Genomic DNA, 20,435 nt, shown 5'->3' with positions numbered 1-20,435 from the left:
AAATGGCTTTTCCCTTTTCTTTCGTCAGATCCAAGGTTGTCAATCTTGTTCTCAATGATTATTCAATCCGATATGTTGAACTCAAACAAAAGAAACCAGCCATTCCATTAAAGTATGGGCAAAGATTTTTGCCAGCTGGACTTATTTTGGATGGAAAAATACAAGATTATGATACATTGCTGAATATCCTGGACGAATGCATTGAGGACTGGAAGATTGCTAAAAGGGAAGTCCGTTTCATTGTACCTGATTCACTCGTGACAATCAGAAAGGTATCAATTCCTGCAGATGTGAAGGATGATGAAATCCAGGGGTATTTGTATCTGGAATTAGGTACTTCGATTCATTTGCCTTTTGAGGATCCAGTGTTCGATATCATCACTCTCGGTATTCAAGGACAGCAGCGGGAAATTTTGATTTTTGCTGCTCCTGAACAATTTGTGAATGAGTACGCAGAATTATTTAAGAATCTGAAACTTAGACCTATTGCGGCAGATATCTCTCCGCTTGCCATATACCGTTTATTTCACCAATCGGATATGCAGCAGCCAAATGATGTCTTATTATCAGTCCAGTTTGATTTGGATGTCGTCAGTATGTGCGTATTTGAAGAACATATCCCGGTTTTCATGCGCCATCTGCCTGGGGACCTTATAGAAAACTGGAAGATGAAACCGCTGCAAGATGGACAGGAAATGGTCTATATTGGGGATGTAGCAGAGTTGAGTTATCAACTCGAGGAAATTTATCGTGACGTTACAAAACTGATGGATTTTTACCGCTATTCTTTTACCTACGGTAAGAAGGAAGTGACCAGGATTTTGGTTAACGGGGACCATCCAATGATTGACCGCATTCTTGCTGATATGAAAGAACGGTTTGAGATCCGAGTTGATACTCTTAAGGTCAGCTTGACTGACAGTGATAGTGAGCTGGAGACACTGCCAAAATGCTACAATCTGGCCCTGGGTCTCGGATTAAAAGAGGTGTGATGATGCTTGTAGAGATTAACTTGCTGCCTAAAAAAGAACATAAGAAATCTTCCTTGCTCATCATGGCCTTTGTTGGGATTCTTTTACTGTCGGTACCTGCCATGATCATCTATTTTCAAGGAACTAACTATGCAAATAAGATGGCTTCTATGGACAAACAAATAGAGAGTACTCAAAAGCTGAATGATATTTTGCAGGCAAAGCTATCGGCAGGGGAAGGTGGCAGCTCGGCTGTAAAACTGCAAAATGCGGTGAATTGGGCAGAACAATACCCGTTAGACACGGTTTTGATTTTGCAAAAGATCATCAGCTGTTTGCCGGAACGTGGATTTATCAAAGACTTTGAGTATAGTAATAATGAGTCTGCTGTGATTAAGATCCAGTTTGATGCATCAAGAGATGCCGCATTTTATTTAAGTTCTTTAAAAGCTTCTGAGTGGGTGAATGAAGTTACGCTGAAGAACATTATCGCCAAGACAGTTGATGATGGTTCTGATACTGAGATATCTAACAATACAGACAACCAGGATGAAGTGAAAACCTTGCCCCGTTACAGTGCTGAATACGAGATTGAATTCAAACCAGACTTTTTCAAGGAGAATAAGGAGATAGATACAAAAGGAGGAGATGAAACATGAACCTCCAGTTAAATAAGAAGAATGCCATCCTCTTAATTTCATTGGCGGTTTTATCGATTCTTCTATATTTTAGCGCTTATTACCTGTATCTTTCTCCATTAAAAGATAGTCTGTATTTGAAACAAAATCAGCTTAAAACGGAACAAAAATTGGGCGAAACACTAGAAACACGATTATCTGCCGGGAGCTCGAATGATTTTAACAGTACAGTGGAGCTGCAAAAAACTCTTCCAGCTGATCCCTTGACAGAGCAACTCGTCCTTGACCTTGAAAAGGCGGAAGTCATATCAAACAGCTACATAACTGAGATGGAATTTGATCATGAAGGTCAATTAACAGAAGTAAGTCAGCAGGTTAATGACGGACAGGAAACACTGGATGATGAAGTTGCAGGGCAGCAAACAGGATCATTGACTGATAATAATATCCAACCTATTCAAATGCCAGACGGAATAGCGAAAACAACTGTAACTATTACTGTGGAATCGGACAGTTATTTTGACCTTGAGAAATTTATTGCAACCCTGGAAAAATTACAGCGGATAGTCATGGTGGAATCCATATCATTTAGTGGACCGGAAGAAATCCGTTCACTTTCAGATGAAGAGGGCAAAATCCGAATGAACCTGACTTTTAATGCATTTTATCTTTCAGGTTTTGATGACTTGATGGGTGATAATCCAGGGATCGAAACTCCACCCCCAGCCAACAAGCGCAATCCGTTCCCGACTTCGGGCGATTATTCTGAGGACAATCTGACTGAGCAGGAACAAGCAACGGATGAAACAGAGGATGACCGTAATTAATCTAGTAAAAAAATTGACGAAAGCATTCTATAACAAGACGACAAAAGTCTTGTTATTTTTTTTTGCCTGTGTGATAGGATGAAGCAAAACAGGAACGGGCAGGGGGAGGTACAAGCTTTGGACAAGCATGGCAAAACGATCACAATCAAGATTAATGGCAAGGACCGTCCGGTTAAGGAAGAGCAACAGGATCATCAGAACGTCGAAAAAAAGAAGCGGAAAGAAGATAGAATAGAAAATAGTAAATTCGAAAATGAAAATAGCGGCAAGTTTGCGATCAATGATTCTCGAGATGAACGGGGTAAGGTGTATCCAATGGATAATGAATCAGCGAGAAATGAAACTGCGGCTGCCCAGGAAAAGGCCGAGGATGATTTTGACTGGATTTTGCCTGATCCCATCGAACAGGAGAGTGTCAAAGAATATAAAATCGCGCCACAGCAATCGAAAAAGACAAAGAAGGGCCTGGGCATATCGGTTTGGAACACAAAAACAAAGCGGAGCAACCGTTTTTACACGACTATTTTTGTGACGGTCTTTTTGGCGGTGTTGCTGGGAACGGCATTTGGGGTTACGTTCCTTAAGTTTGTTGCATCGGAACAGGAAACGGTTGCATCCCCTGCAGTGAGTACTCCAAAAACAGGCACGCCAGCCGACAAACCGGCTAGCGGCGGGGAGGATCTGGAGCTGAAATCCATTCCAGTATTCATCGTCCAGAACGGAATTTTTACGACCGAGGATAGTGCGAAGGAGCGAGTGAAACTGCTTGCGGATAAGGGGGTCACAGCTGAGCTGTTCCCTGTAAATGGCCAATTCGCAGTTTATTTAGGAGCAGCCGGAAGCATCGAAGCTGCGAAACAGCAGGCTGAGGCTCTCAAGGCCAAAGGTGTGGAGGTTTTTGCAAAGCCATTCGAAATCCCGGGAGGAAAAGCTGCAGGGTTGAATGAAAATGAAGCAAAGTTCCTCAAACAGGCTCCGGAAATATATTCAATCCTGATGAGGGGATCACAAACTTCAGCAGAGGAAGTGAAAAAAACAGAAGATTTTAACGCACTCCTCGGAAAAATAACCGACAAGGATGTAAAGGATCCAAATATCCTTAAAGCAAAGGCTAGTCTTGAAAAGGCAAGTGCTTCTTTTGCCAGTTACCAGAAATCGAAGGACGCCAATCTGCTTGATGAAATGGAGAAAAGCCTTCTCTCATTCCTGTCTGCCTACCAGGCAATAGGAAAGTAATATACCAGAATATTTTCCGGGAAATTGTACAAATTAACAGAGCCTTCGCCATATTGCGGCAGGCTCTGATTTTTTTTGCCAAAACCTTGGCTAATGATTGTCGCAAATGGTGAACTCTGATAGTATTAGCTTGTGTCTCCCTTGATGCAATAAGAAAAGAAAGGTGATTTTATGCAACGCCTCATTTTAGCCTCTTCTTCTCCACGGCGAAAAGAACTTCTTGAAAACCTCCGCTTGAAATTCGAAATCTCGAGCAGTGATGCAGATGAAAGTTTCAGTGATACGCTGAGTCCGTCTGAAGCAGTTATGGAGCTTGCTTCAAGAAAGTCGGGAACAGTGGCTCAACATTTTTCGGATTGTTTCGTGATTGGCTCAGATACTGTCGTCGTCCATGACGGAATGATTCTTGGGAAGCCTGAAAGCGGACAAGAAGCTACCGAGATGCTCAAAAAGCTGTCTGGTAATACCCATTCAGTCTATACCGGAGTATCGATCATCTCCCCTGAGAAGGAAACGCGTTTTTATGAAAAAACAGATGTGACGTTCTGGGAACTGTCAGATGAAGAAATCGACACCTATATTAAGAGCGGTGAACCATTCGATAAGGCGGGCGGCTATGGAATTCAGGGATTCGGCAGCATGCTTGTCAGGGAAATCAGTGGGGATTATTACACAGTTGTTGGACTGCCTGTATCAAGATTGATCAGGGAGTTGCGGAATATCGGTTACAACCTTCCTTATTAAAAGAAAACCACAGAAACTTCTTCTACACTTCCCTCGTCATAATCATGACTGGGAGGAAAATGTATTGTCTACACATTCATTAATGATCAGAGATTATCCGCAAAATGAGCGGCCGAGGGAGCGATTCATCCAGAATGGCCCCCAGAGCCTTTCCAACCATGAATTACTAGCCCTGCTGTTAGGTACGGGATCGCGGGAAGAATCGGTCCTTCAGCTTGCGAACCGGATGCTTTCCCAGTTTGAAGGGCTGCGTCTGCTTAAGGATGCGATCCTTGAAGAGCTGACCCAGATCAAAGGGATTGGCCAGGCAAAGGCGATCCATGTTCTCGCAGCCGTAGAAATTGGCAGGCGTATCGCCAATCATACCCTTGATGAACGCTATGTCATCCGCTCACCGGAAGACGGTGCAAAATATCTCATGAATGATATGCGCTTTTTGACCCAGGAGCATTTTGTCTGCCTGTATTTGAATACGAAAAACCAGGTGATCCACAGACAGACAATTTTCATTGGCAGCCTTAACGCTTCGATTGTCCATCCGAGAGAAGTGTTCAAGGAAGCAGTCCGCAGGTCGGCGGCTTCTGTCATTTGTGTCCACAACCATCCATCCGGCGATCCGACCCCGAGCAGGGAGGATATTGAAGTCACAAAGCGTCTAAGCGAGTCGGGAAAAATTGTCGGAATTGAATTGCTGGACCATTTGATCATTGGGGAAAATAAATATGTTAGTTTGAAGGAAAAAGGGTATGTATGATACTAGGATTTTGATTCACGTTACGATATAATATAATTTATGATTTTTGCGGACAAGCTTAAAATTTGGCCGGAAAATCTGCCTATGAACATTCAACTAATTTTTGTAATAGATTGCCTGTTCTTTTATTGCATTTTTTGTTAAGAAAGGGAGATACAAATATGTTTGGGATTGGAACAAGAGACCTGGGAATCGACCTCGGTACTGCGAATACACTTGTTTATGTAAAAGGAAAAGGAATTGTCTTAAGGGAGCCATCCGTTGTGGCCCTTCAGACGGATACAAAAAATATTGTCGCAGTCGGGAATGACGCGAAGAACATGATCGGGCGTACGCCTGGTAACGTCGTGGCGCTAAGGCCGATGAAGGACGGCGTCATCGCTGACTATGAAACAACAGCGACGATGATGAAGTATTACATCAAACAGGCTACGAAGAATAAAGGCTGGTTTGCAGGTAAGCCTTATGTCATGGTCTGTGTTCCATCTGGAATCACAGCGGTTGAAGAGCGTGCGGTAATCGACGCGACTCGCCAGGCTGGTGCAAGGGATGCATTCACGATCGAAGAGCCGTTTGCAGCGGCAATCGGTGCCAACCTTCCAGTTTGGGAACCGACAGGAAGCATGGTCGTCGATATCGGGGGCGGAACAACGGAAGTCGCAATCATCTCCCTTGGCGGAATTGTCACATCACAATCCGTCCGCATTGCCGGTGATGAAATGGACGATGCAATCATCAATTATATCCGTAAAACGTACAACCTGATGATTGGTGAGAGAACGGCAGAAACGATCAAGATGGAAGTTGGTTCAGCTGGTGACGCAGATGGAATCGAAAACATGGAAATCCGCGGCCGCGATTTGTTGACTGGGTTGCCAAAAACGATTGAAATCACAGCAGAAGAAATCGCCAAAGCCCTGCATGATACAGTTTACGCAATTGTCGATGCAGTTAAGCTTACGCTTGAAAAGACGCCGCCGGAGCTTGCTTCCGATATCATGGACCGTGGAATTGTCCTGACAGGCGGAGGCGCATTGCTTCGTAATCTTGACAAAGTCATCAGTGAAGAAACAAAGATGCCGGTATTGATTGCCGAGGATCCGCTGGACTGTGTTGCAGCCGGAACAGGCAAGGCATTGGACCATATTGATTTATTCAAAAGCAAAGCAAAAGAATCAAGATAATGTGAAGAAGGGAAGCGGAAATCATCCACTTCCCTCATCTTCTGTCATCCATATTTTTAGATTAGAGGTGTGAATCATGCCACAGTTCTTTTTTAATAAACGCCTGATAATGCTGCTTGTGAGCATTATAGTCCTCGTGGCATTGATTGGTTTTTCTTTGAGGGAAAGAGAAGAATTGACATGGCCGGAACAGTTTGTCAAAGATTCGACCAGCTGGGTACAATCCGTTGTTTCCAGGCCGGCTAATTATGTTGCAGGCATTATTGAAAGCCTTCAAGACTTGCAAAATACATATCAGGAAAACAAAGAGTTGAAGAAACGCGTTGATGATATGGCCCGACTTGAAGCAAAGGTGTACTCTCTTGAAAAAGAAAACGAGGAACTTCAGGAAATTTTAGATAAAAAAGAATCGCTTGCAGATTATGAACCAATCCAGGCCGTCAGGATCGCGAGAAGCCCTGAACGCTGGAATGAACTGATTATCATCAATAAAGGCGCGTCCAACGGCGTGGAAAAAAACATGGCTGTCATCACGGCGAAAGGGCTGATTGGCAAGGTAAAGAGCACAACGCCATTTTCAGCCACAGTCCAATTGATCAGCTCAATCGATCCGACCAACAGGATATCCGCCATCCTTCAGGCAGATAAACCGCTTTACGGCACAATCGAAGGATATGACAAGAAAAAAGAACTTCTGTTACTGAAAGGGCTTCCGTATAATGCCAAGATCGAAAAGGGGCAAAACGTCGTAACGACCGGAATGGGCGGCATTTTTCCGAAGGACCTGCCGATTGGCAAGGTCGTCGATGTTGTTCCAGATCAATTTGGATTGAACCAGACGGCTTATATCAAACCGGAAGCGAACCTTTATGATTTGGAACATGTCATGGTTGTGAAGAAATCCATGCTCTCAGTGGACCTTGAAGAAAGCTTGGAAGATAGCGATGGTGAGGAGGAAGGCAATTGACCCGTTTCCTGCTCCCCGCGCTTTTCGCATTTTTATTCATCCTGGAAAGTTTGTTTGTCGAACTGCTGCCAGCTGAGTTATTTAACAGTGACCGAATCCTTGTGCCGCATTTCCTGATGGCCGGGATCCTGTTCCTGACAGCCTATCTCAGTCCTAAGCATGGAATTCTGTATGGAATCATTTTTGGTCTGCTTTTTGATCTCGTATACACCGAAATCATCGGTATATATCTATTCATGTTTCCGGTCATCGCATATTTGTTCACATATATGATCAGAATTCTCCAAACCAATATATTGATTGTATCCATCCTGTCTCTTCTCGGCATTGCGCTACTGGAAATGGGCGTTTATGAGATGATGCTGTTAATAAAAATTACTGACCTGGACTTTTCGACCTATGTTAAAATAAGACTAGTCCCGACGTTGATTTTGAACCTGGCTTTCATCATTTTGGCTGCCTATCCATTCAAAAAGCAATTCGAGAACACTGCAGACAGACTGAGGAACGATTAAGACCTATTGTGGGATTTCCCACATAATACTGAAACAGCAGTATTATGTGGGAAATTAGCGACCATCGATATTCAAATAAAGGAATTTTGCGGATGAATGTCGAATTCCTTTTCAAGTAATATAAGAAATTATTTTTTTATAGCAGACAATAGTCTTGCGCTTTTCTTATCGAATTTGAAAGTTTTACTTTTACACTTAGATTAGTGTCTAGCTCCAGCGCCTAGCCCCTCGAGACGTTTTTAGTCCGAACAATGAAGTCAAAGAACGACTTCACTGATCGGCCTTTCAATACTTGTCGTGGCTGACCAAGGCGCTTGCGCTTTTCGTTTGAGGTGAACATCGGGTATGAAGAAAACACAAAATGTGACAATTAAAGGGACAAAAGACGGTCTTACGCTCCATTTGGATGATACTTGTTCTTATGACGACCTGAAAAAAGAGCTGGATCGGAAGTTGTCGAATTCCACGCGTGTCCAGGAAGAGCAGCAGCTTCTTTCTGTGAGGGTGAAGATAGGGAATCGGTATCTTACGAATGACCAGGAGGAAGAGCTGAAAGACTTGATCCGCCAAAAAAGGAATTTGATCGTCGAGGACCTTGAGACAAATGTCATTTCCAGGGAAGAAGCCGAGAAACTTCGCCAGGAAACGGAAATCGTTCCTGTTGCGAAAGTGATCCGCTCAGGTCAGGTCCTTGAGATAACCGGAGACTTGCTGCTCATTGGTGATGTGAATCCTGGCGGCACAGTCAAAGCAACAGGCAATATATTTGTCATGGGTGCATTAAAGGGAATCGCGCATGCCGGTTCGGACGGCAATAATGATGCGGTAATTGCTGCTTCTGTGATGAAGCCTTCGCAGCTGAGGATCAATGACTGCATAAACCGTGCCCCGGACGAGGTGCCCGAGGATGAGAATCGTGCAATGGAATGTGCGTACATATCAGAAAGTAAACAAATCGTAGTTGATAGATTGCAAGTTTTAATGAAAAAAAGACCTAATTTAACTAGATTCGAAGGAGGCCTTTAAAGTGGGAGAAGCGATTGTAGTTACATCCGGAAAAGGAGGGGTCGGTAAAACGACAACTTCTGCCAATATAGGTACAGCTTTGGCCCTTCAAGGCAAAAGAGTCTGTCTGATTGATACAGATATCGGCCTGCGCAACCTGGACGTTGTCATGGGACTTGAAAACCGCATCATTTACGATCTTGTCGATGTCATTGAGGGCAGATGCAAAATCCATCAGGCACTAGTAAAAGACAAGCGCTTCGATGACCACCTTTATTTGCTTCCAGCAGCCCAGACAAGTGACAAAACAGCTGTCCAGCCTGAGCAAATGAGGAAATTGGTCAATGAATTGAAGCAGGACTATGACTATATCGTCATCGACTGCCCGGCTGGAATCGAGCAAGGCTACAAGAATGCTGTTGCCGGTGCAGATAAGGCGATTGTTGTCACTACACCTGAAGTTTCTGCTGTAAGGGATGCTGACAGAATCATCGGCCTGCTAGAAAAAGAAGAGAATGTTGAATCACCGAAGCTGGTCATCAACAGGATCCGCAGCCATATGATGAAAAATGGCGACATGCTTGATGTGGATGAAATCACCACTCATCTATCCATCGATCTAATCGGGATCGTAGCGGATGATGATGAAGTCATCAGAGCATCCAATCACGGTGAGCCAATCGCGTTGAATCCAACCAGCAAAGCTTCCATCGCATACAGGAACATCGCCCGCAGAATCCTTGGCGAATCCGTTCCATTGCAGCAGCTTGATACTGAAAGCAAAGGCGTATTTTCGAAGATCAAGAAATTCTTTGGTGTACGCTAAGCATATAGCACCTGCTTCCCGTTTTTTTTAGGGAAGCAGGTGCTTTTTGTTTTTAGAGGTAATCCAAAACTAAAATCAGTTCTCCGCCCGAAAAAGAGCAGGATACTGGAGTACGGTCNCAGCTCAAGCAGTTCTCNNCCCGAAAAAGAGCAGGNNNCTGGAATACGGTCGCAGCTCAAGCAGTTCTTCGCCCCAAAAAAAGGACAAGTAAATGGATTATGGTTGCAACCATAATGGTTTTTATTGTGAAAAGCGTCTGAGTCAGGCATTATTCATGACCAAAAGGGCTCCCAGCAGGATAACTATGAAGTTGATATTAGTTATTGAATCCCCTCCTCCGAAATTGTCATACTCTTGTGGGACAGGTCATAGACTTGTACTAACAGTGAGTACAAGGGGATTGGTGGGGATTGGATGAACTCGAGAGCTGATGATATACGGAGAAGGATGATGAAGCGAAAGCGGGAGCGGGAAAGAATGGAGAAAATGAACCACAACCGTTTTTTCTCGACGGAGGAGGAGCGGCATGGTTTTGACAGGCTCCCATCCTATGATATGGGGCCGGGAGAAGGGGGCCATCCGTTATTCAAGAAAGAAGTTTTTTTGTTCAAGGTGCTTGCTTCTGCATGCCTGGTGTTGATTGTGGCGATCATTTACCGAAGCCCTTCGGAAAAAGCGGTGTCGATCCAGCAATATGTGAAGCATACGATGGAGCAGGAGTTCCAATTTGCTGCGGTTTCGGATTGGTATGAGAACCAGTTTGGCAAGCCGTTGGCACTCCTTCCGGCGAAAAATACAGGTGGAGACAGCGAAACTGAGGTTGGTTCCGACAGCCAATATGCGCTTCCTGCCTCTGGGAAGATTCTTGAGGATTTTGGCGACAACGGCCAGAGGATCATGATTGAAACCGGCAAGGGTGCTGGTGTTGAGGCGATGAATGAAGGACTTGTCCATTTTGTCGGCATGAAAGAGGGCTTCGGCAAAACGGTGATTGTCCAGCATGGGGACAAAAGTGAAACATGGTACGGGAACCTGGACAAAATTGACGTGAATCTTTATGAGTACATTTCCAAAGGTGCGAAGGTCGGTACAGCGATGGACAGCGAGGACGGAACAAAAGGCTCATTTTATTTCGCGATTAAAAAAGGGGATGACTTCGTCGATCCCGTCCAGGTGATCAAGTTTGAATAAAACCTTTGAATTATTGCGGAAAATACAGATCCACCCTTTACTTTGGGTGGTCATCGCCCTTGCTGTTGCGACCGCGCATTTTATAGAGCTGATGATGGTGCTGCTGATTATTTTTGTTCATGAAATGGGACATGGTGCTGCAGCCTCTTTTTTTTCGTGGAGAATCAAGAAAATTGCGTTGCTGCCATTCGGCGGTGTAGCAGAGATGGATGAGCATGGGAACAGGCCGCTAAAAGAAGAGCTTGTTGTCGTGCTTGCAGGACCATTACAGCATGTCTGGATGATGGCGCTTGCCTACTTGCTCTTCCTCGCAGGGATGTTCCCTGAAAAATGGCATTCGTTGTTCATGGAATATAATTTGATGATCCTCGTGTTCAACCTTATACCGATTTGGCCATTGGATGGCGGAAAGCTGTTGTTCCTCCTGCTGTCGATGAACACCTCTTTTCAGGAAGCCCATCTGCGCACCTTATACGGTTCAATTGCGGTGCTGTTGATCTTCTCAGCGGCCTTGCTATTCATCGCACCGCTGACATTGAATGTCTGGGTCATCATAGGGTTCCTGACGTTCTCGCTCTATTTTGAATGGAAGCAGCGGCGATTTACGTTCATGCGCTTTTTGATGGAGAGACATTATGGTAAGCAGATCGATTTGCGCGAGCTGAAACCAATCAACACCAGCGAGAATGAAATGGTCGGCCATGTGCTTGAACGGTTCCAGCGCGGCTGCAAGCATCCAATCATCGTCAAGCGGAAAAATGGCAAGGAAATGGTGCTCGACGAAAATGAATTGCTTCATGCTTTTTTCAGTGAAAAATTACTGACAGCCAAAATAGGAGATTTGCTTTACACCTACTAAAATAGGATAATGAATGCAGCGCAGACAGCATTTGCGCTGTATTTTTTTATTACTTTAATAATTATTAATCTTTTTGCACTAAGAATAGTGTCTAGCTCCAGCGCCTAGCCCCTAGAGTCGCTTCGGTCCGCCCAATGAAGTCAAAGAGCGACTTCATTGGGCGGCCCTCCAGTGCTTGTCGGGGCTGATCAAGGCGCTTGCGCTTTTCTAGTGGGTAAGGAGAAACAATGAACAAGTTAATCGTTAATGCAAATTCTAGAGAAAAACGCTTTGCTATGGTCAAGGATGGCGAAGTCGAAAAAATATATATTGAACAGCCTGGCCAGCAATCGCTTGTCGGCAATATTTTTCTGGGCATCGTTGAAAAAGTGATACCGGGGATGAACGCGGCCTTTGTCAATTTCGGCGAAGGTCCAAGCGGTTTTTTGCAAAAAGACAAGCTGGCTTCCTATGTATTGTCAGAGGATGAGAACAAGGCAAACCGCCCGATCGGAGCTTATGTACACCAGGGTGAAAAGCTGCTGGTGCAGGTTGAGAAGGATGCGGCGGGAACCAAAGGGGCGAGATTGACAGGGGTCATCGAGCTTCCTGGAGAACATATTGTCTATATGCCGAAGGGCAAGTACATAGCAGTGTCCAAAAAGGCCGAGTCCATGGAAACGAGAGCGAGATGGAAAGAGTTTGCCGGACAGGTGAAAACAGCCGAAGAAGGAATCATTTTTCGGACTGAAAGCCTGAATCAGCCAGAGGAAATCATCGTCAAGGAACTTGACCAGCAGCGCAGTCAATATGCGGAAATGTTGAAAAACGCTTCGGCAATGAAAAAGCCAGGCCTCGTTTTCAGCCGTGATTATTTTTTTGAACAGGCACTGTCTGCACTGACATCCGTTAAAGATGGAACAGTTATCGTGGACAGCCTTGATTTCAAGAAAAAAATTCAGCACCAAGTCCCGGAGGCTGTTGAACTTGAGTTTTACACTGGAAAAGATCCTGTCTTTTCTTTTTATAAAATCGAGCCGGAGATCGAGCGTCTGCTGAAACGAGTTGTCTGGCTGGATAAAGGAGCCTACATGGTCATCGACCAGGGTGAGGCACTGACGATGATCGATGTGAACACGGGGAAGTTTTCAGGGAAAACGGATTTGCGAGATACTGTCCTGAAAACGAATATGAATGCAGCAGCCGAAGCGGCAAGGCAAATAAGGCTTAGGGATCTCGCGGGGATCATTCTAATCGATTTTATTGATATGAAGAGTCAGAGTGAGCGGGACAAGGTGCTGAAGCTCGTTCAAAAAGAACTGCTTCAGGACGGGCGCCGAACACGGATCATCGGTTTTACAGAGCTGGGGATCCTCCAGCTGACAAGGAAGAAAACGAAGCAGTCGATGGCCGAGACTCTGACTGAAAAATGCGGGACATGCGGAGGCTCGGGGCAGGTGCTCAGCTCGGAAACAGTGGCTTACAGACTTGAGCGTGAGCTGTGGGAATATAAACACTCTGATTACGAAGAAATCCTGATTTCCGCTACCGATGAAGTGATCCGCCATTTTTCCGGAGAAGCTGATATCCATAAATTGAGGCTTGAACAAGCGCTTGGTTTTAAGATAGAATTCTCTGTGTCAGACGCGGCGAAGCCTTTTTATGAAATCCTTCACGCTGGTGCTTCGACAGAAGGGGATTGAACCGAAGCTGATCATTAAAGGCTGTTTACGTAAAAATTGTTGTTAAAATCCTAAAGCCGATTTTAACGTGATAATAACCATTTCGTAGGTCGGTACTAAGTTTGCAAGCTCTTTTCTCATAATAGTCGTGAATTGTGTGATCAATCTTAGGTAATTCAATTCTATTTTGTAGCCACTAGCAACAAAGTTTGAGAAAAGAGCCTAATTAAAAGAAGATGGATTATGTGTTGACACTATTGCTCGGCATATGATAGTATTTTAATGTTATTGTTTGTAGCACCCGTGCTACAACCGCACACTTCAGGTATTTAAGCTTTGCAAATACGCAAACGCCTGCGGTCGGCGAGTCTGAGTCTAATGAGGAGGTGCACTGGAATGTACGCAATTATCGAAACTGGCGGCAAGCAAGTAAAGGTAGAAGAAGGACAAGCAATCTACATTGAAAAGCTGAACGCTGCTGAAGGCGAAACTGTAACTTTTGACAAGGTTCTTTTTGTTGGTGGCGAGAACGTTAAAGTTGGAAGCCCTGTAGTTGAAGGCGCAACTGTAACTGCTAAAGTAGAAAAGAATGGCCGTCAAAAGAAAATCATCGTTTTCAAGTACAAAGCGAAAAAGAACAATCGTAAGAAGCAAGGTCATCGTCAGCCTTACACTAAAGTCGTGATCGAAAAGATCAACGCTTAATTAAAGGCGGATTAGCATGATTCGTGCAACGATTAATCGTACAAAATCCGGACGCATCCAGTCGTTTACAATCAGCGGCCACGCTGGGTTTGCTGCCCATGGCAGCGATATTGTCTGTGCAGGTGTTTCGACCATCTCGATCGGAACTGTCAATTCCATCATTGGATTGACAGGAGTCACACCTGACATTGAACAGGGTGCTGATGGTTTTCTCCGCTGTGAAATCCCCGACAACTTGCCGGAGGAAACACAGGAGAAAATCCAATTGCTCCTTGAAAGCATGGTCATTACATTGCAATCGATGGAAAAAGAGTACGGAAAGCACATAAAATTAACCTTCAAAAAGTAGGAGGTGGAACAAAATGTTAAGATTAGATCTTCAATTCTTCGCTTCTAAGAAGGGTGTAGGTTCAACTAAGAACGGACGTGACTCAATCTCTAAGCGTCTAGGCGCTAAGCGTGCAGATGGTCAATTCGTAACTGGTGGTTCTATCCTTTACCGTCAGCGCGGAACTAAAATCTACCCAGGTGTAAACGTGGGTAAAGGTGGAGATGACACTCTATTCGCTAAGGTTGACGGCGTCGTTAAATTCGAACGTCTTGGCCGTGACCGCAAGCAAGTAAGTGTTTATCCAGCAGCTCAAGAAGCGTAAGCTAAAGAGAAGCCCTAACCACTGCGGTTAGGGTTTTCTTGTTTTTTACGGCTGAATAAAGCCAAAGATTAAATATGATAAGCAATCCAACTAATATAAATACATAATTAGCTTACGCAGAATGGCTTTTTTGTTATACTTACACCAAGCAAGTCTTATGAGTAGGGAGTATGTGTATGAATAAAGAGTGGGATACAATCGAGGTTTTGCGCCATGCGCGCCATGATTGGATGAATCAGCTTCAATTAATTAAAGGAAATCTGGCGCTGAACAAAGTGGACCGGGCTAAAGAGATCATTGAAGAAATTATCATGGAAGCCAGGCAGGATGCAAAGCTATCAAATTTACATCTTCCTCAGTTTGCCTCTACATTGTTAACCTGCAATTGGGAGAGTCATCATTTCCAGCTGGAATACGAGGTAATGGACTCCCAAAACTTCCACAGATTAGATGACCAGCTTTTGACAGTCTGGACAGAGCAGTTTTTTGGAACATTGGATTCTTCAATTGAACCATATCAGGAAAATCATCTCTCCGTAACAATTGAACCGCAGGAGAAAGGAATCGGGTTCTTTTTTGATTTTAGCGGAATAATAAAGGATAAAAATCGCTTAGAAAGCTTCCTTGACCAAAAGCCGGGAAACAAGCTGAAAATCGTCTCCGATGGTGTGGTCGAAGGAGAACTGACAATCGAAGTTTTCATGGAAGCACTCTAGGGAAACATAGAAGCGATAACAAATTTCAGACAGGTGGTAATGACATAATGTTTGTCGATCAGGTAAAGATTTATGTGAAAGGCGGAGACGGCGGCGATGGAATGGTCGCGTTCCGACGTGAAAAGTATGTGCCAAAGGGCGGTCCTGCTGGCGGCGACGGCGGTAATGGCGCAAATGTAGTCTTCCAGGTAGAAGAAGGGCTGCGCACACTGATGGATTTCAGATACCAGCGCCATTTCAAGGCACCGCGCGGCGAGCACGGAATGTCCAAGAACCAGCATGGCAAAAACTCGAAGGATATGGTTGTCAAGGTTCCTCCAGGGACAATCGTGTCAGATGCTGAAACAGGCGCAATCATTGCTGACCTGGTAGAGCATGGCCAGCAGGCAGTCATCGCTAAAGGCGGCCGCGGCGGACGTGGCAACTCGCGTTTCGCGACACCTGCCAATCCAGCTCCAGAGCTTTCTGAAAAAGGTGAGCCAGGCCAGGAACGTGAAATCGTCATGGAACTGAAGCTGCTTGCTGATGTAGGTTTGGTTGGTTTCCCAAGTGTAGGGAAATCGACATTGTTATCCGTTGTATCAGCAGCAAGGCCGAAGATCGCTGAATATCACTTCACGACGATTGCTCCAAATCTGGGGATGGTTGAAACAGAAGACGGTAGAAGCTTTGTTTTAGCGGATCTGCCAGGTCTTATTGAAGGAGCGCACTCCGGAGTGGGACTCGGGCATCAATTCCTGCGTCATATTGAACGTACAAGGGTCATCATCCACGTAATCGATATGGCTGCGACGGAAGGCCGTGATCCATACGAGGATTATCTGACGATCAATAATGAATTGAAAGAATATAACTTAAGGCTGACAGAAAGGCCGCAAGTCATTGTTGCGAATAAAATGGACATGCCTGATGCCGAAGAGAACCTGGAAGTGTTCAAGGAAAAGGTCGGGGATGACCATCCAATCTTCCCGATTTCAGCTGTTACAAGGGAAGGTCTGCGTGAGTTGTTGTTCGCAGTAGCTGACCTGATTGAAAAGACTCCGGAATTCCCTCTTATCGATGAAGAAGTATTGGAGAAAGACGAAAACCGCGTCATGTACAAGCATGAAAAAGCAGAACAGGAATTCCAGATTACCCGCGAACCGGATGGCACATTTGTGATCGCCGGTGACAGTATTGAAAGGCTGTTCAAGATGACTGATTTTTCAAGGGATGAATCCGTCCAAAGGTTCGCCCGCCAGATGCGTGGGATGGGCATTGATGATGCGCTCCGTGAAAGAGGCGCAAAAGATGGAGATACGGTCAAGCTGCTTGAATATGAATTTGAATTTGTAGAGTAGGCCTCAGGTGGTGACAGGGAGTCGATTAGCCAGTAACAGGTTAATCGGCTTTCCTCTTTTAAAGTAGGCAAGCATTCTGATGGGGTGATTTGAATGAAGCAAAATCAAGATAAGAAATTCTATCTTGTTCGGGAAGATGTCCTGCCGGAAGCAATGAAGAAAACGCTTGAGGCAAAGGAAATGATTGAACGTGGCAAAGCCGAGTCGGTCTGGGATGCAGTCCAGAGGGTCGACTTAAGCCGCAGTGCATTTTACAAATACCGTGATACTGTTTTTCCGTTCCATACGGTTGTGAAAGAGCGGATCATTTCGCTGTTTTTTCAGCTTGAAGACCGGTCTGGGACGCTATCGGAACTGCTGATCACTGTCGCGGCTAGCGGCTGCAATGTTTTGACCATCCATCAGACCATTCCGCTGCAGGGAAGGGCGAATGTGACGCTAAGCTTGAATATCACCGAAATGAGAGTCGAAATGGACGAGCTGCTCACAAGTCTGAGAAAACTGGAATTTGTTGAAAAAGTCGAAGTGCTGGGAACAGGCGCTTAATGATTGCAGCAAGGGGGAGGTATGGACTTGAAAATAGGATATCTTGGGCCGGAAGCGACGTTTACGGATTATGCAGCCCGGCAGTTGTTTCATGAAGCGGAGCGGATTCCGTTTGTAAGCATACCTGAATGCATGGATGCTGCTTCAGAAGGGGAAATTGACGCAGCGATCGTGCCATTGGAAAATTCAATTGAGGGATCTGTGAACCTAACGGTCGATTACCTGGTCCATGAAACGGACCTCCAAATTGCCGGTGAAGCGATTGTGCCGATCAGGCAGCACTTACTGGTGCACGAGGACAACTTGGAAAATTGGAGAAATGCGGAGTTGATTTGCAGCCATCCGCACGCACTAGCACAGTGCCATAAATTTTTACATAAAGAATTTAAAGGTATTCCACACGAACATATGGCTTCGACCGCCGCGGCGGCCAAATTTGTTAAAGATCATCCAGAACGGAATATCGCAGCGATCGCCAACAGTCTTGCTGCACAAGAATATGAGGGACTGGCGATGGCTCAGCAAAATATCCATGACTATAGCTATAACCATACCGTCTTCGCTGTGCTCACCAGGCCGGAAAAGGCGCTTCACCTCGACAAGGGGGAAGATTTCAAGACGAGCTTGATGATCACCCTGCCATCTGATCAGGCCGGAGCACTGCATCAAGTCCTGTCGGCATTTTCCTGGCGGAAGCTCAATCTGTCCAAAATCGAATCCCGTCCGATGAAAACCGGTCTCGGAAAATATTTTTTCATTATCGATATCAATTTTAAAATGGATGACGTCTTGATTCCGGGAGCCATTGCCGAACTTGAGGCACTGGGCTGCACCGTTAAAATGCTCGGAAGCTATTCCAGCCGTAAAATATAAGGGCTCTTTTTTAAAACTTTATGCTTTTGGCTGGGAGATTGGATTGAAAGACATATATTTCTTCACAAAATTAATGGTAAATAAGAGAAAAGAGCCTGCACATTTAATTGCGAACTACAAAATGGCTTATAATCATGTTAAATTCACTTTAGGATTTTAACAACAATCCTTACGAAAACAGCCAATATAAAAAGATCCATCAGCGATTGATGGATCTTTTGCTTTTCTACTGTTCTAAATCGATGAGGAAATTCGCTTTTCTAAGCGTTTCTTCCGCTTCATCCAAAGCTTTCTCCGACGGGGCTGAAATGGCGTGCAAGTGGATGCCATCCGTCAATTCTGATAAATAGGAAGCGTTGGTGGATTTTATTTTTCCCATGAACTGTTTCATTTCGTAACGGTTCGAGACCATGATGGAAGCGGTCAAGTCGCCATATACAGGATGCTCGATTTTTACGTCTTTTACCGTTACTCCATGATCGACAAGCAGTAAAAGTTCTTCTTCTGTCCGTTCAGGTCCGTGGGAACAGGCAATGATCCGTTCCGCCTCTGTTGGCCGGGAGGCGTGCATATATAAGTAACCCTGGCTCGTTGCGATGATAGGTTCATTTTTGGCTTTCAGCAAGGTGATATCACCGACAATCACCTGCCTGCTTACGTTGGTAATGGCTGCAAGCTCGCCGCCTGTAATCGGCTCATTGCTTTCCTGCAGGCGCTTCAGGATGAATTCCCGGCGTTCATCTCCCAGGATCTTCGTAGGTTCCTTCATAACCGATCTCTCCTTCGACTTCTTCATTCGTGAATTTTACCATAAATCATCATGAAGTTAAACGGCAGCGACCTTGCCAGAGATGGATGCAAGGAGTTTCCCAAGTTCGACCACATCACCTGACTCAGTATTCCTTCCGAATGAGACCCTGAAAAATTCCTTTGCTTCTTTGCCATTAACGCCCATGGCCGCCATGGTTTTCGCAGGGCTTAGCAGTCCGGTGTGGCAGGCTGTCCCGGTTGAGACCGCAAATCCTCTGCGATCACATTCCAACAGGACAAATTGCCCCTCCACGCCTTTTATAGCCATCCCGACGATTCCCGGCAGCTGATCATCCGATTCTGTGCCAAAAATCTGATAGGGGCTTTTGAGTTCTGTAAGTGTATCGGCAAATATAGTCCTTAACTCTTTGATGCGATTATGCTCTGTCTTGATCAGTAAGTGTGCTTTTTGTGCAGCGGCGGTCATCGCAGCGATTCCCGGAACATTGACCGTGCCAGGCCTGAAGCCCTTCTCATGCACGGTGCCATCAATGTATGGCTTCCAGGCAAGCCTTGGATTGACATAGGCGACTCCAGTTCCTTTTGGCCCGTAAAACTTGTGTCCCGAAATCGACAGGGCATCCACAGAACGTGCCAGGGAGTCCATCGGTATTTTTCCGAAAGATTGCACGCAGTCACTGTGAATCAGGATTTCATTGGACCGGCAGTATTCAGCAATTTTTTTGACCGGCTGGAGTGTCCCGATTTCCGGGTTGGCGTGCTGGATTGAAACCAACACAGTATCAGGGCGGACTGCTTTGATAAAAGTGTCAATCGCGATTCTTCCATCCTCACCCATTGGCAGGAACGTAATGTCCCAGCCTTCTCCTTCTAGTTTTTTCATCAGGTTGTAAACCGAGGAATGCTCAGCTGCACTGGTAATGATGTGGCGGCCGTTTTTTCTTATTGCCGAGAGAAGCCCCATGATCCCTAGAAAATTCCCTTCAGACCCGCCGCTTGTAAAAAAAATCCCTGCCTCTTCGACATCAAGCAACCTGGCGAATTCCTGTCTGCAGCTCTCCAGGAGATTAGCCGACGCAGACCCCGCTTCATGAAGACTCTGGCTGTTACCAATGTACTCTGTCGATGCTTTGATAAAAATATCCGCAGCGTCCCGGTCAAGCGGGCACGTAGCAGCATAATCGAAATATTTCATAGGTTCGCTCCTCTGTTTTAATGATCATTCTTAGGATTGGATCCAGGAAAGTGAAGCATGTGCCCGAAAAAGAGAAATCCCCAGCATTTCGGTCACAAGCAGACCGAACATGTGCCCGAAAAAGAGGAATCCTCAGCATTTCGGTCACAAGAAGGCCGAACATGTGCCCGAAAAAGAGGAATCCTCAGCATTTCGGTCANAAGAAGGCCGAACATGTGCCCGAAAAAGANGAATCCTCNGNATTTCGGTCACAAGAAA

At 45.2% G+C, this 20,435-nt stretch carries 23 protein-coding genes and 1 other annotated feature; of the genes, 21 read left to right on the top strand and 2 right to left on the bottom strand.

All coding sequences use genetic code 11. The annotated features are described in order from the left end of the window. Positions 1-2: 2 nt before the first annotated feature. From pilM to pheA, 21 genes are all read left to right on the top strand, one after another. Positions 3-992, top strand: a complete 990-nt coding sequence (pilM, locus tag ACNAZ4_RS13540) for a type IV pilus biogenesis protein PilM (protein ID WP_415815067.1) — start codon at positions 3-5, stop codon at positions 990-992. Then, complete coding sequence (locus tag ACNAZ4_RS13535; protein WP_415815066.1) at positions 992-1,630, top strand: hypothetical protein; 639 nt, start codon at positions 992-994, stop codon at positions 1,628-1,630. Before pilM ends, ACNAZ4_RS13535 begins: the two co-directional genes overlap by 1 nt. Beyond that, the gene (locus ACNAZ4_RS13530) at positions 1,627-2,436 is read left to right on the top strand and encodes a hypothetical protein (RefSeq protein WP_415815065.1); all 810 of its coding nucleotides are present in this window, start codon (positions 1,627-1,629) and stop codon (positions 2,434-2,436) included. Before ACNAZ4_RS13535 ends, ACNAZ4_RS13530 begins: the two co-directional genes overlap by 4 nt. Positions 2,437-2,553: 117 nt before the next feature. Further along, complete coding sequence (locus ACNAZ4_RS13525; RefSeq protein WP_415815064.1) at positions 2,554-3,672, top strand: SPOR domain-containing protein; 1,119 nt, start codon at positions 2,554-2,556, stop codon at positions 3,670-3,672. Positions 3,673-3,843: 171 nt separating this feature from the next. Further along, complete coding sequence (locus tag ACNAZ4_RS13520; protein ID WP_415815063.1) at positions 3,844-4,416, top strand: Maf family protein; 573 nt, start codon at positions 3,844-3,846, stop codon at positions 4,414-4,416. A gap of 64 nt (positions 4,417-4,480) precedes the next feature. Beyond that, complete coding sequence (radC, locus tag ACNAZ4_RS13515; RefSeq protein ID WP_415815062.1) at positions 4,481-5,170, top strand: RadC family protein; 690 nt, start codon at positions 4,481-4,483, stop codon at positions 5,168-5,170. 161 nt (positions 5,171-5,331) lie between these two features. Beyond that, positions 5,332-6,354, top strand: coding sequence for a rod shape-determining protein (locus tag ACNAZ4_RS13510; protein ID WP_415815061.1), 1,023 nt, complete (start codon positions 5,332-5,334; stop codon positions 6,352-6,354). Between the two features lie 76 nt (positions 6,355-6,430). Beyond that, a complete protein-coding gene (gene mreC / locus ACNAZ4_RS13505) occupies positions 6,431-7,321 on the top strand; it encodes a rod shape-determining protein MreC (protein ID WP_415815060.1) in 891 nt (296 codons plus the stop codon). Beyond that, positions 7,318-7,836: a rod shape-determining protein MreD gene (mreD, locus tag ACNAZ4_RS13500; protein ID WP_415815059.1), complete on the top strand. Its 519-nt coding sequence runs from the start codon at positions 7,318-7,320 to the stop codon at positions 7,834-7,836. The genes mreC and mreD overlap by 4 nt, the downstream gene beginning before the upstream one ends. A gap of 345 nt (positions 7,837-8,181) precedes the next feature. Continuing rightward, entirely contained in the window at positions 8,182-8,862 is a 681-nt protein-coding gene (gene minC, locus ACNAZ4_RS13495; RefSeq protein WP_415815058.1) for a septum site-determining protein MinC, read from the top strand. Between the two features lies 1 nt (position 8,863). Continuing rightward, the gene (gene minD / locus ACNAZ4_RS13490) at positions 8,864-9,667 is read left to right on the top strand and encodes a septum site-determining protein MinD (RefSeq protein ID WP_415815057.1); all 804 of its coding nucleotides are present in this window, start codon (positions 8,864-8,866) and stop codon (positions 9,665-9,667) included. A 414-nt stretch (positions 9,668-10,081) separates the two neighbouring features. Continuing rightward, positions 10,082-10,858: a peptidoglycan DD-metalloendopeptidase family protein gene (locus tag ACNAZ4_RS13485; RefSeq protein ID WP_415815056.1), complete on the top strand. Its 777-nt coding sequence runs from the start codon at positions 10,082-10,084 to the stop codon at positions 10,856-10,858. Continuing rightward, positions 10,851-11,717, top strand: a complete 867-nt coding sequence (locus ACNAZ4_RS13480) for a M50 family metallopeptidase (protein WP_415815055.1) — start codon at positions 10,851-10,853, stop codon at positions 11,715-11,717. Before ACNAZ4_RS13485 ends, ACNAZ4_RS13480 begins: the two co-directional genes overlap by 8 nt. 227 nt (positions 11,718-11,944) lie before the next feature. Continuing rightward, a complete protein-coding gene (locus tag ACNAZ4_RS13475; RefSeq protein ID WP_415815054.1) occupies positions 11,945-13,399 on the top strand; it encodes an Rne/Rng family ribonuclease in 1,455 nt (484 codons plus the stop codon). A gap of 279 nt (positions 13,400-13,678) precedes the next feature. Then, positions 13,679-13,759: a sequence feature (ribosomal protein L21 leader region), on the top strand. A gap of 15 nt (positions 13,760-13,774) precedes the next feature. Beyond that, positions 13,775-14,083, top strand: a complete 309-nt coding sequence (rplU, locus tag ACNAZ4_RS13470; protein WP_144477733.1) for a 50S ribosomal protein L21 — start codon at positions 13,775-13,777, stop codon at positions 14,081-14,083. Positions 14,084-14,099: 16 nt separating this feature from the next. Then, entirely contained in the window at positions 14,100-14,432 is a 333-nt protein-coding gene (locus tag ACNAZ4_RS13465; RefSeq protein ID WP_415815053.1) for a ribosomal-processing cysteine protease Prp, read from the top strand. Between the two features lie 13 nt (positions 14,433-14,445). After that, positions 14,446-14,736, top strand: a complete 291-nt coding sequence (gene rpmA, locus ACNAZ4_RS13460; protein ID WP_023627149.1) for a 50S ribosomal protein L27 — start codon at positions 14,446-14,448, stop codon at positions 14,734-14,736. 176 nt (positions 14,737-14,912) lie between these two features. Next, complete coding sequence (locus ACNAZ4_RS13455) at positions 14,913-15,452, top strand: Spo0B C-terminal domain-containing protein (protein ID WP_415815052.1); 540 nt, start codon at positions 14,913-14,915, stop codon at positions 15,450-15,452. A gap of 47 nt (positions 15,453-15,499) precedes the next feature. Next, positions 15,500-16,792, top strand: a complete 1,293-nt coding sequence (obgE, locus tag ACNAZ4_RS13450) for a GTPase ObgE (protein ID WP_415815051.1) — start codon at positions 15,500-15,502, stop codon at positions 16,790-16,792. Positions 16,793-16,885: 93 nt separating this feature from the next. Continuing rightward, positions 16,886-17,338, top strand: coding sequence for an ACT domain-containing protein (locus ACNAZ4_RS13445; protein WP_415815050.1), 453 nt, complete (start codon positions 16,886-16,888; stop codon positions 17,336-17,338). 27 nt (positions 17,339-17,365) lie between these two features. Further along, positions 17,366-18,211, top strand: a complete 846-nt coding sequence (gene pheA, locus ACNAZ4_RS13440) for a prephenate dehydratase (protein ID WP_415815152.1) — start codon at positions 17,366-17,368, stop codon at positions 18,209-18,211. A gap of 226 nt (positions 18,212-18,437) precedes the next feature. Here the strand turns inward: pheA and ACNAZ4_RS13435 are convergent, their stop codons facing one another. Together ACNAZ4_RS13435 and ACNAZ4_RS13430 are read right to left on the bottom strand one after the other, a co-directional pair. After that, entirely contained in the window at positions 18,438-18,980 is a 543-nt protein-coding gene (locus ACNAZ4_RS13435; RefSeq protein ID WP_415815049.1) for a transcription repressor NadR, read from the bottom strand. Between the two features lie 57 nt (positions 18,981-19,037). Continuing rightward, positions 19,038-20,177 (bottom strand): IscS subfamily cysteine desulfurase, encoded by a 1,140-nt coding sequence (locus tag ACNAZ4_RS13430; protein WP_415815048.1) that lies wholly within the window; start codon positions 20,175-20,177, stop codon positions 19,038-19,040. Positions 20,178-20,435 lie beyond the last annotated feature (258 nt).

The organism is Mesobacillus thioparans (assembly GCF_965138835.1).
Taxonomy (GTDB): domain Bacteria; phylum Bacillota; class Bacilli; order Bacillales; family Cytobacillaceae; genus Mesobacillus; species Mesobacillus thioparans.
The sequence above is the reverse complement of the archived record's forward strand: the minus strand, read 5'-3'. Positions and strand labels throughout refer to the sequence as shown.

Excerpts from the sequence above, each read along its gene's own strand:
- pilM (WP_415815067.1), top strand. The coding sequence starts at position 3 with ATGGCTTTTCCCTTTTCTTTCGTCAGATCCAAGGTTGTCAATCTTGTT.
- ACNAZ4_RS13535 (WP_415815066.1), top strand. The coding sequence starts at position 992 with ATGATGCTTGTAGAGATTAACTTGCTGCCTAAAAAAGAACATAAGAAA.
- ACNAZ4_RS13530 (WP_415815065.1), top strand. The coding sequence starts at position 1,627 with ATGAACCTCCAGTTAAATAAGAAGAATGCCATCCTCTTAATTTCATTG.
- ACNAZ4_RS13520 (WP_415815063.1), top strand. The coding sequence starts at position 3,844 with ATGCAACGCCTCATTTTAGCCTCTTCTTCTCCACGGCGAAAAGAACTT.
- ACNAZ4_RS13510 (WP_415815061.1), top strand. The coding sequence starts at position 5,332 with ATGTTTGGGATTGGAACAAGAGACCTGGGAATCGACCTCGGTACTGCG.
- mreC (WP_415815060.1), top strand. The coding sequence starts at position 6,431 with ATGCCACAGTTCTTTTTTAATAAACGCCTGATAATGCTGCTTGTGAGC.
- minC (WP_415815058.1), top strand. The coding sequence starts at position 8,182 with ATGAAGAAAACACAAAATGTGACAATTAAAGGGACAAAAGACGGTCTT.
- ACNAZ4_RS13485 (WP_415815056.1), top strand. The coding sequence starts at position 10,082 with ATGAACTCGAGAGCTGATGATATACGGAGAAGGATGATGAAGCGAAAG.
- ACNAZ4_RS13475 (WP_415815054.1), top strand. The coding sequence starts at position 11,945 with ATGAACAAGTTAATCGTTAATGCAAATTCTAGAGAAAAACGCTTTGCT.
- rplU (WP_144477733.1), top strand. The coding sequence starts at position 13,775 with ATGTACGCAATTATCGAAACTGGCGGCAAGCAAGTAAAGGTAGAAGAA.
- ACNAZ4_RS13465 (WP_415815053.1), top strand. The coding sequence starts at position 14,100 with ATGATTCGTGCAACGATTAATCGTACAAAATCCGGACGCATCCAGTCG.
- rpmA (WP_023627149.1), top strand. The coding sequence starts at position 14,446 with ATGTTAAGATTAGATCTTCAATTCTTCGCTTCTAAGAAGGGTGTAGGT.
- ACNAZ4_RS13455 (WP_415815052.1), top strand. The coding sequence starts at position 14,913 with ATGAATAAAGAGTGGGATACAATCGAGGTTTTGCGCCATGCGCGCCAT.
- obgE (WP_415815051.1), top strand. The coding sequence starts at position 15,500 with ATGTTTGTCGATCAGGTAAAGATTTATGTGAAAGGCGGAGACGGCGGC.
- ACNAZ4_RS13445 (WP_415815050.1), top strand. The coding sequence starts at position 16,886 with ATGAAGCAAAATCAAGATAAGAAATTCTATCTTGTTCGGGAAGATGTC.
- ACNAZ4_RS13435 (WP_415815049.1), bottom strand. The coding sequence starts at position 18,980 with ATGAAGGAACCTACGAAGATCCTGGGAGATGAACGCCGGGAATTCATC.
- ACNAZ4_RS13430 (WP_415815048.1), bottom strand. The coding sequence starts at position 20,177 with ATGAAATATTTCGATTATGCTGCTACGTGCCCGCTTGACCGGGACGCT.